This is a genomic window from Herbaspirillum sp. B65 (genome assembly GCF_000333555.1).
Classification (GTDB): domain Bacteria; phylum Pseudomonadota; class Gammaproteobacteria; order Burkholderiales; family Burkholderiaceae_D; genus Herbaspirillum; species Herbaspirillum rubrisubalbicans.
In genome coordinates this window covers 1-12144 of sequence record NZ_BADI01000727.1, presented here as the reverse complement: position 1 = coordinate 12144, position 12144 = coordinate 1, and the positions used below count along the sequence as shown (strand labels likewise).

General features: G+C 61.9%; 6 protein-coding genes and 6 pseudogenes. 10 read left to right on the top strand and 2 right to left on the bottom strand.

Annotation, left to right across the window (positions count from 1 at the left end; translation table 11 throughout):
• Positions 1-330 (bottom strand): annotated as a pseudogene (locus I5W_RS30070) (tRNA (adenosine(37)-N6)-threonylcarbamoyltransferase complex transferase subunit TsaD); the annotation flags it as partial.
• Between I5W_RS30070 and tsaE the strand changes: the two are divergent.
• Positions 331-696: pseudogene (gene tsaE, locus I5W_RS17160) on the top strand (tRNA (adenosine(37)-N6)-threonylcarbamoyltransferase complex ATPase subunit type 1 TsaE); the annotation flags it as partial.
• Positions 660-2021 (top strand): N-acetylmuramoyl-L-alanine amidase, encoded by a 1362-nt coding sequence (locus I5W_RS17155; RefSeq protein ID WP_044530125.1) that lies wholly within the window; start codon positions 660-662, stop codon positions 2019-2021. The pseudogene tsaE and the gene I5W_RS17155, both read left to right, overlap by 37 nt.
• Positions 2022-2095: 74 nt before the next feature.
• Here the strand turns inward: I5W_RS17155 and I5W_RS17150 are convergent, their stop codons facing one another.
• Positions 2096-2758 (bottom strand): VTT domain-containing protein, encoded by a 663-nt coding sequence (locus I5W_RS17150; protein WP_017451437.1) that lies wholly within the window; start codon positions 2756-2758, stop codon positions 2096-2098.
• 26 nt (positions 2759-2784) lie between these two features.
• On the opposite strand from I5W_RS17150, the gene I5W_RS32115 reads away from it, so the two are divergent.
• From I5W_RS32115 to I5W_RS17120, 8 genes and pseudogenes are all read left to right on the top strand, one after another.
• A complete protein-coding gene (locus I5W_RS32115) occupies positions 2785-3033 on the top strand; it encodes a hypothetical protein (protein ID WP_159106128.1) in 249 nt (82 codons plus the stop codon).
• A gap of 208 nt (positions 3034-3241) precedes the next feature.
• Positions 3242-6244 (top strand): sensor domain-containing protein, encoded by a 3003-nt coding sequence (locus I5W_RS17145; RefSeq protein ID WP_044530124.1) that lies wholly within the window; start codon positions 3242-3244, stop codon positions 6242-6244.
• A 211-nt stretch (positions 6245-6455) separates the two neighbouring features.
• A complete protein-coding gene (locus I5W_RS31420) occupies positions 6456-6695 on the top strand; it encodes a hypothetical protein (protein WP_148289131.1) in 240 nt (79 codons plus the stop codon).
• Positions 6688-8661 (top strand): methyl-accepting chemotaxis protein, encoded by a 1974-nt coding sequence (locus I5W_RS17140; RefSeq protein WP_044530123.1) that lies wholly within the window; start codon positions 6688-6690, stop codon positions 8659-8661. The genes I5W_RS31420 and I5W_RS17140 overlap by 8 nt, the downstream gene beginning before the upstream one ends.
• Positions 8662-8799: 138 nt before the next feature.
• Positions 8800-10738, top strand: a pseudogene (gene mutL / locus I5W_RS17135) (DNA mismatch repair endonuclease MutL).
• 11 nt (positions 10739-10749) lie between these two features.
• Positions 10750-11319, top strand: a pseudogene (miaA, locus tag I5W_RS17130) (tRNA (adenosine(37)-N6)-dimethylallyltransferase MiaA); the annotation flags it as partial.
• A 76-nt stretch (positions 11320-11395) separates the two neighbouring features.
• A pseudogene (locus I5W_RS17125) lies at positions 11396-11578 on the top strand (RNA polymerase-binding protein DksA); the annotation flags it as partial.
• A gap of 69 nt (positions 11579-11647) precedes the next feature.
• A pseudogene (locus I5W_RS17120) lies at positions 11648-12144 on the top strand (PLP-dependent aminotransferase family protein); the annotation flags it as partial.

Sequence of the window (12144 nt, the reverse complement as noted above, 5' to 3'; positions counted from 1 at the left end):
TGCCGTTGCTGTGATGTTGCTGACCCACGGTCAGCACGGCAGTCTTGAGCCCGGAGAAACTGAAATCCAGTTCTNGGAATGCAACATGGGCCGTGGCAATGGTTAAGCGTTCGGATCACCGAACTCGGCCAGGCGCGAAATGGCCGGCCCACCGGGATAACCCAGGCCGAGCAGCTTGGCCGACTTGTCGAAGGCTTCACCGGCGGCGTCATCCAGTGTTTCGCCCAGCAGTTGGTAGCGGCCCACGCCATCGACCCGCATCAACTGCGTATGCCCGCCCGAGACCAGCAGGGCGATGAAGGGAAAGCGCGGCGGCTTGCTGGCCAATAGAAGACCGCCCTCACGCGCGCCCTGCTCCATGCGGCCGGCTACCAGGGACGGGTCAAGAGCCCGACCTACACGCTGGCGGAGCCTTATGAAGTATTGTTCGCAGGGCGCATGGTAACAGTCATCCACTTCGATCTGTACCGCATGTCCAGCCCGGAGGAATTCCTTGATGCCGGTTTTCGTGAACATTTCAACGAAAACACCGTCTGTATCGTCGAATGGCCCGAAAAGGGCGATCCGGTGTTGCCGCCACCGGACATACACGTCAACCTGACACTTGCAGGGGACGGTCGTGATGTAGAATTGCGTGCGTTGTCCGACAAGGGTCATCAATGCCTCGCTCGCCTGAAATTCGCTCCCAACCTGTGAAGTCCAAAACCCGCCGCACCATCTTGAAAGCCGGCGGCGCGCTGTTCGTCTCCGTCATCACGCCGTTGCCCGCCATGGCCTCGCAGATCCTGGCCGTGCGCGTCTGGCCGTCGGAAGACTACACCCGCGTCACGCTGGAAAACGACAGCGACCTCAAGGTCACGCACTTCGTGGTCAAGAACCCGGATCGCCTGGTGGTGGACATCGAGGGCATCGATCTCAATTCCACCCTGAAGGACCTGGTAGCCAAGATCCAGCCCAACGATCCCTACATCAAGCAGGTGCGCGTGGGCCAGAACCGGCCCAGCGTGGTGCGCCTGGTGTTCGACCTGAAGGATGAAATCAAGCCACAGGTGTTCACCCTGGCCCCGGTGGGCGAGTACAAGTACCGTTTCGTCATCGACCTGTACCCGGCTACGCCGCCAGACCCGATCGCCGCCCTGATCCAGAAGGGCGAGTGGAACAAGGACACGCCGGCGGCCCCGCCGCTGGCGCAGGGACCGACCCCGCCACCCAAGCCCGATCCGGCGCCGCTGGCTGAACTCAAGCCGCAGCCGGACGACAAGAATGAGCGCAACCCCAAGGTAGTGCCGGACGAACCGCGGATGCAGCTGACCCGCATGATCACCATCGCGCTGGACCCCGGCCACGGCGGCGAAGACCCCGGTGCCACTGGCGCGCGCGGCAACCACGAGAAGGATGTGGTGCTGTCCATTGCCAAGCGCTTGAAACGCAAGATCGAGCAACACCCCAACATGCGCGTCATGCTCACCCGTGACGCCGACTTCTTCGTACCGCTCGGCCAGCGCGTGGTCAAGGCGCGCAAGGTGCAGGCCGACCTGTTCGTCTCGATCCATGCGGATGCCTTCGTGCAGCCGACCGCACGCGGTTCGTCGGTGTTCGCCCTGTCGGAAAAGGGCGCCAGTTCCACCGCTGCGCGCTGGCTGGCCAACAAGGAAAACTCGGCCGATCTGATCGGCGGGGTCAACATCAAGACTCACGACCGCCAGTTGGCCAGCGTACTGCTGGATCTATCGACCACGGCACAGATCAATGACAGCCTGCGCGTGGGCAATGCGGTGTTGAAGGAAATCGGTGGCATCAACAAGCTGCACAAGGGCTCGGTGGAACAGGCCGGCTTTGCGGTCCTGAAGGCGCCGGACATCCCCAGCATCCTGATCGAGACCGCCTTCATCTCCAACCCGGAAGAAGAAGCCAAGCTCACCGACGACCACTACCAGGACCAGATGGCCGATGCCATCCTCACCGGTATTCGCAACTACTTCGCCAAGAATCCGCCGCTGGCCAAGAACCGGCTGACCTGATGCCCCCTTGGGCCCAGGCGATAAAAAACCCGGCGCTGGCAACAGGCCGGGTTTTTCTTCGTGATGCGCCAGGATCAGGCGTTGCTGACCTTGCGCTTGCCGCGCAGCTTGCGCCACAACTGCCACAACACTCCCAGCACGATGGGAATGACCGCACCGATCAAGCCCACCAGGACCAGCGTATTGATGTTCTGCTGCACCACCGGGATATTACCGAACAAATAACCCAGCACCACCAGCCCCACCACCCACAGGAAGGCGCCCAGCACGTTGAACAGCTGGAAGCGGCCGAAACTCATGGCCGACACGCCCGCGATGAAGGGTGCGAAGGTGCGCACGATGGGAGTGAAACGGGCGATCACGATGGTCTTGCCACCGTGTTTTTCGTAGAAGGCATGGGTCTTGCGGATGGCTTCTGGATTGAGCCAGCGGTAGTTGTGGGTATAGACACGATGCCCGACCCAGCCGCCGATCCAGTAGTTGAGGGTATTGCCGGCGACCGCCGCAGCCACCAGCAGGCTCATCAGCAACCAGATATCCATGGCCCCCATGGCACAGAAGGCACCAGCGATAAATAGCAAGGAGTCGCCCGGCAGGAAAGGCAACACCACCAGCCCGGTCTCGCAAAACACGATCAGGAACAACACTGCATAAATGAGCGCGCCGTACTGTTCGATCAGGACACCCAGGTATTTGTCCACGTGCACCAGCACGTCCAGCAACTGCAGATAATCCATAAAACCCAATCGTTGGTGATTCATCGATGCCGGGGCTCCCCATCGCCGCGCGGCTGGATATTCTCACCGACAAGGAAAGCCGGGAAGATATCGCGCAGGCGCAGCCATGTACGCCTGCGCAGGCATCATACAACACTCCCCACGGCCCGACTCAAGAACGCCGGCCGGCGGTCGATAAAAAGAGCGATGAAAGCGGCGGAACACAAAGCTCACCAAAGCTCGCGAACCCGTTGCCCAGCGCCATACAGAGCGCTAGAAGAGCGCGCACAACGTGAGCGATTTGGCATATGATCAAGTCAGCTTTGTTCGGTTTCCAAGCAAAATATATGCATTGCGATGCATTTTTTACCGTCATGGTCCGCGCGCCACCGGGATAGGCAACGGACAATGCGGGCCCGTGTAGGGCGCTGAGGCGATGGCCACTGCGCACTGCATGAGGCAAGACGAGCGGCAAGCGTCATGACTGGCCACAGGGGGCGCGGTATGGGGAGTCAGGAATCATTCGCAGGCCAATTCGATCAGCAGCCTGATGTGCCGCGTGATCGTCCCAGCCTGTATGAAGAAGAACGCGAAGCCTTGTTGCGGGCCTTGTGGCGTTGCATGGCCATTCTCGAATTGGCCGCCGATGGCACGGTACTGGAAGCCAATGACAATTTACTGGCCATGCTGGGCTACCAGCGTCACGAACTGGTCGGCCAGCACCACCGGATGCTATGCGATCCCGCCTATGCCGGCACCGACGACTACCAGCAATTCTGGCAGCACCTGCGCCAGGGCGAAGTGATCGCCGGCACTCTGCAGCGACGTCGCATCGATGGCACTACGGTCTGGCTGGAAGCCTTGTGCAGCCCCATCCTGGACCACTGCGGCCAGTTGCAGAAGGTCATCTCGGTAGCCGCCGACATCAGTTCCCACATCGACGACTCGCGCCACAGCAACAACGTGTTGAGCGCCCTGAACCGTTCGCTGGGCGTGATCGAACTCTCGCCCGAAGGGCGCATTCTGGCCGTCAACCGCAACTACCTCAAGACCATGGAGTACCTGGCCGAGGACTTGCTGGGCCAGCCCCACAGTGTGTTGTGCGATCCCGACTATACCGGCAGCGAGCAATACGCTGCCTTCTGGCGCGATGTCTGCAATGGCCGCTTCTTCTCCGGTCGCTTCCCGCGGCGCACCCGTAGCGGGCGCATCATCTGGTGGGAGGCCACCTATTCGCCGCTGCTGGATGTGCATGGCAAGGCCGAACGCGTCATCTGCATCGGCAACGACGTTACCTATCGCGTCACCCGCGAAAAAAGCGACCGCGAGCACCTGCACCTGCTCTCGCTGGGCATCAACGAAACCGACAATGCAGTACTCATCACCGATCAAAAGAACCGCATCGTCTTCCACAACACCGGCTTTACCCGCATGTTGGGCTTCCAGAGCCAGCAAGTGATCGGCAAGCTGCCACGCGAGCTGTTCGCCGACCACCCCAGCTTCGTCAAATCCATTGAGCGCTGCCACGACGAACTGCTGCAAGGGCACAGCTTCCATACCGAAGAACTGATCCACGATTTCCACGACCAGCCGGTGTGGATCTCGGCAGTGACCAATCCCATCCTTGACGCAGCGGGGCGGCTCATCAATGCAGTCTGCGTGATGACCGATATCACCAATACCAAGGTGCATGAAGTCTTGCAGAACCGCGTGCTCAACGCCATGGCGCGCGACTCTTCCCTGTCCGAACAGATGAGCTTGCTGTGCGAGGAAGTGGAACGGGTGGCGCCCGAGGTGATTGCCTCGGTACTGCGGGTCGATGAACAGGGTCGCCTGCACACGCTGGCCGCCCCCAGTCTGCCGGACATCTATACGCGCGCCATCGAAGGCCTGCAGATCGGCCCGCTGGTAGGCGCCTGTGGCAGCGCTGCCTTTACGGGTGAATCGGTGATCTCGGAGGACATCGCCAGCGACCCGCGCTGGAGCGATTTCAAGGAACTGGCCCTGGGCAACGGCTTGCACGCCTGCTGGTCGACCCCGATCAAATCGGCTGACGGCAAGGTCATCGGCACCTTCGCCTTCTATTTCCGCCAACCGCGCCAGCCCAGCGCCTTCCATCACCTGCTGGTCGATGCCGGCCTGCACCTGTGCGCGCTGGCCATCGAGCGCGAAGCCTCGCGCGCGCGCATCCATCAACTGGCTTTCTATGATTCGCTGACCGGCCTGCCCAACCGCAGCCTGCTGCTGGTCCAAGCCGGCCAGGCGATCGCCACCGCCGAGCGCAACCACACCACAGTAGCGGTGATGTTCATTGACCTTGACCGCTTCAAGCAGGTCAACGATTCGCTGGGCCACCAGGCCGGCGATGAATTGCTGCGCACGGTGGCCACGCGCCTGCAATCGCAGGCCCGACGATCGGACATCGTCGGTCGCCTCTCTGGCGACGAATTCGTGGTGGTGCTGACCCAATATGAACCCGAGCACCTGGCCGACGTGGTCAAACGCGTCCAGGAACGCCTGGCCATGCCCTGCCACATCAACGGTACGCCGCTGAACCCTTCGGCCAGCATCGGTGTGGCCTTGTTCCCCGCCAACGGCCACGACATCGAAACCTTGCTGCACCGCGCCGACATCGCCATGTACCAGGCCAAGGCGGTCAATCGCGGTCGCTTCAGCTTCTTCAGCGAAGAAATGAACAGTCTGGCCCAGGAGCGTCTGGCCCTGGAAAGTGCACTGCGCGACGCTCTGCGCGGCGGCGATCTGGAATTGCATTTCCAGCCCCAGATCAACCTGCATGACCGCAGCCTGTACGGGGTAGAAGCCCTGGCACGCTGGCATGATGCGCAATTGGGCCAGATTTCCCCAGGCCGCTTCATTCCGATTGCCGAGCAATGCGGCCTGATCGGCGAACTGGGCAAATGGGCGCTGGAAGAGGCCTGCTTCCAGCTCTCCGACTGGCGTCGCCGCGGCATTCAGATCCCGACCATCTCGGTGAACCTGTCGGCCACCAATTTCCACGACCTGGAATTGCCGCAATTCGTCACCGGCCTGCTACGCCGCTATAACCTGGTGAGCACCGACCTGACCCTGGAGATCACCGAAACCGTCCTGATGGACACCAACCCCAGCACCAGCCAGACCATCTCGGCCGTACACGCTCTGGGTATCCCGCTGGCCATGGACGATTTCGGCACCGGTTATTCCAGCCTGGGCTACCTGCGCAAGCTGCCGGTCTCGGAACTGAAACTGGACCAGAGCTTCGTGCGCGACATGGCCAAGGATGAAGCCGTGAGCGCCTTGACCAATGCCGTCATCCGCATCGGCGAAAGTCTCAAGCTCACCGTCGTGGCCGAAGGCGTGGAAGATGCCGACCAGTACCGGCTACTGGTCAGCCAGGGCTGCGATGTGGCCCAGGGCTATTACTTTTCGCGACCGATGTCGGCCGATCAACTGGAAGCTTGGGTGCGGGAATATCGTTGCGATGCCAACCCGATACCCGGAAATTAAAGGGCCGCAGCGAAGCAAATGGCACAGCCGATAATTTCATGCCAAAAATGCACTTCCCGGTGGAAAAACAACAGCACAGTTGAATGTGGGCGCAAACATTCGAAGTAATTTGATTTGACGCAAAAGCCTGACGATATACTGACGTCCTTCCTCGCAAGTACCGCGATTTCCAGCATCAGCGTCGGGCCTCCGTAAAGGAGTCTGGCACATCGTGACAGCCCTTCATTGCCGATTCGGCAATCCGATTTCATCAGGCCGCTCCTCAGGCCAGGTTGCTATCGGTTCGCTGGTCCGTGTTGCAGGACTTTCCGACGACGGCAACCCAGGAGGGTCCATCGGAAGCGTATTGAGCAAACCCATGCAGCAAGCGCAGCCGACCCTTCAAGCGTTTTCCGTTCGGCATTTGCTTTCCACATCACGTTTATTCAACAACAACAACATCCATGGCTAATTCTCTGTCTGGTGCGCCCCGCGCATCCCTTTTCCACCGCTCGGTAGGTGCAAAACTGACTGCCATGACGGTCGCCCTGGTGGGTATCGTCTTCGTGATCGCGCTGATGCTGATCACTTACTCCGCCTCGCGCATGGTAGAACGCAGTTCGGTCGAACAAATGAACCACGACGCGCGCGGTGTGGCCGACATGGTCGGCCTCTTCGACCGCTCCGTGAACAGCCAGGTGGACCGCTTCTCGACCATGTTCGATAAAGAATTCGGCAAGCTGAACCTGGACGAAAGTCGTACCGTGCAGATCGGCGATCGCGCCACCCCGGTATTGAGCAATGATGGGCGCGAACTGAACCTGGACTTTTCCATTCCCGATCGTTTCACCGCCCGCACTGGAGTGACGGCCACCATCTTTGCCAAGACCGGAGAAGATTTCGTGCGCGTATCGACCTCGGTGAAGAAGGAAAACGGCGAACGTGCCATCGGCACCCTGCTTGACCGCAATCATCCCGGCTACGCCGCCCTCAAGGCCGACAAGGCCTATAGCGGCCTGGCCACGCTGTTTGGCAAGCAATACATCACCAAGTACGTACCGATCAAGAACGACGCCGGCCAGATCATCGCCGCACTCTACGTGGGCATCGACATCTCGGCCGATGTGAAGGCCTTGAAGGATCAGATCAAGTCGCTCAAGATCGGCGCCACCGGCAACTTCTTCGCCTTGAACGGCCGCGAAGGCAAGGACCAGGGCGTGATGATCGCCGGCGCTGCGCGGGAAGGCAAGGAAGAAGGTGGCAACCTGCTGGAGGCCAAGGACGCCAGCGGTGACACCTACATCAAGACCCTGGTGCAACAAAAGCAGGGCGAGCTGCGCTACACCGCCGCCGATGGCCGCAAGAAAATCGCAGTGTTCACGCACTATGCACCGTGGAACTGGGTCATCGTGGGCGAAGCGTCCGTCGATGAGATCACCAGCGAAGTCAATGACATGCGCAATCTCTACGTCGGCCTGGGCTTGTTGTTCCTGGCCGTGCTGGCAGTGATCCTGACGGTGATGATCAATCGCATGGTGACCCGTCCGCTGGATGCCGTCTGCCAGGCCGCAGACCGCATTGCCGGGGGCGACCTCACCACCCGCCTGCACGTCCACAGCAGCGACGAGATCGGCCGCCTGATGGGCGCCTTCAACGGCATCAGCATGGGCTTGTCGGAAGTGGTCTCCAGCGTGCGCGCCGGTACCGAGGAAATCAACACCGCTGCCAGCGAGATCGCCGCCGGCAACCTCAACCTTTCCGCGCGTACCGAACAGCAAGCCGGCGCCCTGGAAGAAACCGCCTCGGCCATGGAAGAGCTGACCTCCACCGTCAAGCAGAATGCCGCCAATGCCATCCAGGCCGATGAGTTGGCCGGTTCCGCCTCGGAAGTGGCCAGCCACGGCGGCGAGGTCGTGAGCCAGGTGGTGCAGACCATGGACGCCATCAACAGCTCCTCGCAACGCATCGAAGACATCATCAGCGTGATCGACGGCATCGCCTTCCAGACTAATATCCTGGCGCTCAATGCGGCGGTGGAAGCCGCACGTGCCGGTGAACAGGGCCGCGGCTTTGCCGTGGTAGCCACCGAAGTGCGTACGCTGGCCCAGCGCAGCGCCGCAGCCGCCAAGGAAATCAAGGAACTGATCGATGCGTCGGTACAGACCGTGGCCGGTGGCGGCCAGTTGGTGGCCCAGGCCGGCAACACCATGAACGATGTGGTCTCCAGCGTGCAGCGCGTCTCCACCGTCATCAGCGAAATCACCACGGCCAGCCGCGAGCAAAGCGAAGGCATCGACCAGATCAACCGCGCCATCGCGCAGATGGATGAGAGCACCCAGCAGAATGCCGCACTGGTGGAGCAGGCCGCAGCGGCCGCGCAATCGCTGCAGCAGCAAGCCGAGCGATTGGCAGCAGCGGTCAGCACCTTCCGCCTGTAAGGAAACGATTTATATCGTTTTCAAAAATGGCAGAGATGTGTTTTCCAACTGGAAAACCTGACCTTCCAGTCTCACATGAAGCCGCCTGCGGGCGGCTTCTTCACATCGGGCTTGCACCACCAGCGGTATAATCCGGCCATGAACGCACCGCATTCCCCTACTGTTTCCGAGTCTTCCCCTTCCTATCGCCCCATCCAGGCGCTGCCCGATCAACTGATCTCGCAGATCGCTGCCGGCGAGGTGATCGAACGCCCCTCGGCGGTGGTCAAGGAATTGCTGGAGAATGCACTCGATGCCGGCTCTACCCAGATCACCGTGCGCCTGGAGCAAGGCGGAGTCAAGCGCATCGCCATCACCGACAATGGCCGTGGCATCCCGCCGGACCAATTGCCGCTGGCGCTGGCGCGCCACGCGACCTCCAAGATCGCCTCGCTGACCGACCTGGAAAATGTCGCCACCCTGGGCTTTCGCGGCGAAGCGCTGGCCTCGATTGCTTCCGTGGCGCAACTGACCGTCACCAGCCGCACCGCCGATGCCCCGCACGCCTGGGAAATCACCGGCTCCCAATTTGGTACCGTGGCCCCGGCCTCGGGTGCGCAGGGGACCACCATCGACGTGCAGGACCTGTACTTCAACACCCCCGCGCGTCGTAAATTCCTCAAGTCCGAACAGACCGAATACGGCCACTGCGCCGAGGTCGTGCGTCGCATCGCGCTGGCACGCCCGGATGTGAGCTTCTCGCTGTCGCACAATGGCAAGACGGTCGACCACTGGAACGTGGGCGAATTTGCCAAGCGCAGCGCGCATATTCCTCGGCGACGAATTCGCCAACGCCCGCCTGCCGCTCGATGAGAGCGCCGGCCCGCTGCGTCTGCATGGCTTCGTGGGCCTGCCCACGGCCTCCAAGGCGCGCGCTGACGGCCAGTACTTCTACGTCAATGGCCGCTTCGTGCGCGACAAGCTGCTCACCCACGCAGTGCGCGCAGCCTACCAGGACGTGCTGCATGGCGACCGTTATCCGGCCTATGCACTTTCGCTCACGCTGGACCCGGCGCTGGTGGACGTAAACGTCCACCCGTCCAAGATCGAAGTGCGCTTTCGTGACAGCCGCGCGGTGCACCAGTTCGTGTTCCATGCCGTCTCGCGCACGCTGGCACAGACTTCCGCCGTCTCCTTCGGCAACCTGCCGCAGCAACCTGGTGAAGCATCCGAAGAGCTCGCCGCCCAACCTGCAGCAACCGGGCCGAACGCCCCCCTGCCCTGGATGCGCGAGCAGAAACAGCAGAGCTTTTCCGCCCAGTTCGCCGAACAGCCGCGCCCCTTCTCCTTCGGCGGCAACAGCGGCTTTGGCATTCGCCAGGACCGCGCGGCCTACGGCAACATGTTCCGCAGCGAACCGACCTCCGATGCGGATGGCGGCGCAGCCACCCGCGGTACGGCAGACCAATTCAGCAGCGCCCCCGCACCGGTCGCCGCCCCGCTGCCCGAGGGCGATTTCCCGTTGGGCTTCGCACTGGCACAATTGCACGGCATCTATGTGCTGGCGCAAAACCAGGCCGGCCTGGTGGTGGTGGACATGCACGCCGCCCACGAACGCATCCTGTATGAACAATTGAAGACGGCGCTCGACGGCAACGAGATGTTCGTGCAGCCACTGCTGATCCCGGTGACCTTCTACGCCGACCCGGTCGAAGTGGGCACGGTGGAAGAGCACCAGGAAACCCTGTCGGCACTGGGCTTCGACATCGCCGTGATGTCGCCCACCACACTGGCCGTGCGTGCCGTACCGGCGCTGCTCAAGAATGCCGACGCCCAGACCCTGGCGCGCGACGTACTGCGCGATGTGCGCGAATACGGCGGCTCGCGCGTGCTGCTGGAGCGCCGCAACGAACTGCTCGGCACCCTGGCCTGCCATACCGCCGTGCGCGCCAACCGCAGCCTGACCCTGCCCGAGATGAACGCCCTGCTGCGCCAGATGGAAGCCACCGAGCGCTCCGACCAATGCAACCATGGTCGCCCGACCTGGACCCAGATGGGCTTGTCGGACCTGGACAAGCTCTTCCTGCGCGGCCAGTAAGGAGGAGCAGGATGAACATGCGCCTGCCCCTGGCGGTAGCCATCATGGGCCCCACCGCCTCCGGCAAGACGGCCGCCGCGCTGGAGATTGCTCGCCATCTGTCCTGCGAAATCATTTCCGTCGATTCCGCGCTGGTCTATCGCGGCATGGATATCGGCACGGCCAAACCCAGCGCCGAAGAGCTGGCGGCCGTGCCGCACCACCTGATCGACATCATCGATCCCACCGCGGCCTACTCGGCCATGCAATTCCGCCAGGATGCGCTGCGCTTGACGCAGGAGATTGCCGCACGCGGCAAGCTGCCCTTGCTGGTGGGCGGCACCATGCTCTACTTCAAGGTCTTGCGCGATGGCCTCGATGAGCTGCCGCAAGCCGATCCTGCCCTGCGCGCGCAACTGGACCAACAAGCGGCCGAGCTCGGAATGCCGGCCATGCACGCCAGGTTGGCCGCACTGGACCCAGTGACTGCGGCCCGCCTGAAACCCACCGACAGTCAACGCATCCAGCGTGCGCTGGAAATCACGCTGCTGACCGGGCAACCGATGTCGTCGCTGTTGTCGCAAAAGCCGGCCGAACCACTATTGAAGAGGTGCCAACGCGGCTAGGGAAGTGGATTCAAAAGCGACCTGTTCCGGCAGCCCAGTATCAGCCGGGATAATGGATATAGTTGAAAAACCCGTAGTATTGAAAGTAAGCGAAGTGGCAACCAAGACTCCCAAAACTACCCCTGCAGCGCAGTTGCTGAGCGAGGAAGAAATCCTCAAGATGGATGAGAAGGACTACATGAACGAAGCGCAGCTCGCTTTCTTCAAGGCCCGTCTCCAGCAACTGGAAAAGGATTAAACGGCAATATCCACGGAGACTATTCATGAAGCAAGTGAAGCCATCCTTTATTGGAGCAAAGACCCTGTGCGCGCTCGCGCTGATGGGTGCGTTCTCGGCACAGGCGCAGGCGCAAACATCGCCTACCTGGTGGCGCCGGACGCCAGCTCGGCGGCACGCCTGACGGCATCCCTGCGCGCCACCACCGTGATGGCCTCGCCCATCACCTCCACCCTGGCCACACACTGGATCCGTGATGGCGTGGCCGACCTGGCGCTGGCCAACATCCGCAAGGAATCGATGGCGCGCCAGAAGATCGCCGCCCGCATCCTGCCCGAGCACAGCTATGCCTCGGAGCCGGAAGCGTTTCATTTATGGATCAAGCTGCGCGGCGGCTGGCAGGCCAGCAGCTTTGCCGCGCAGATGCGATCCTCAGGCATCGGCGTGGTGGCCAGCGACGCCTTTGCCGTGAGTGCCGCGCCCGAGCAGGCCGTGAGGGTATGCATCGGCGGCATTGCCAGCCGGCATGACATCCAACATGCGCTGGAAGTGATCCGCGATGCGCTCAATGAGGCGCCACGGCG

Bases quoted from the DNA above. Each gene is read 5' to 3' on its own strand.
- I5W_RS17155 (WP_044530125.1), top strand. From the start codon at position 660: ATGCCTCGCTCGCCTGAAATTCGCTCCCAACCTGTGAAGTCCAAAACC.
- I5W_RS17140 (WP_044530123.1), top strand. From the start codon at position 6,688: ATGGCTAATTCTCTGTCTGGTGCGCCCCGCGCATCCCTTTTCCACCGC.
- I5W_RS32115 (WP_159106128.1), top strand. From the start codon at position 2,785: ATGCCGGGGCTCCCCATCGCCGCGCGGCTGGATATTCTCACCGACAAG.
- I5W_RS17145 (WP_044530124.1), top strand. From the start codon at position 3,242: ATGGGGAGTCAGGAATCATTCGCAGGCCAATTCGATCAGCAGCCTGAT.
- I5W_RS17150 (WP_017451437.1), bottom strand. From the start codon at position 2,758: ATGGATTATCTGCAGTTGCTGGACGTGCTGGTGCACGTGGACAAATAC.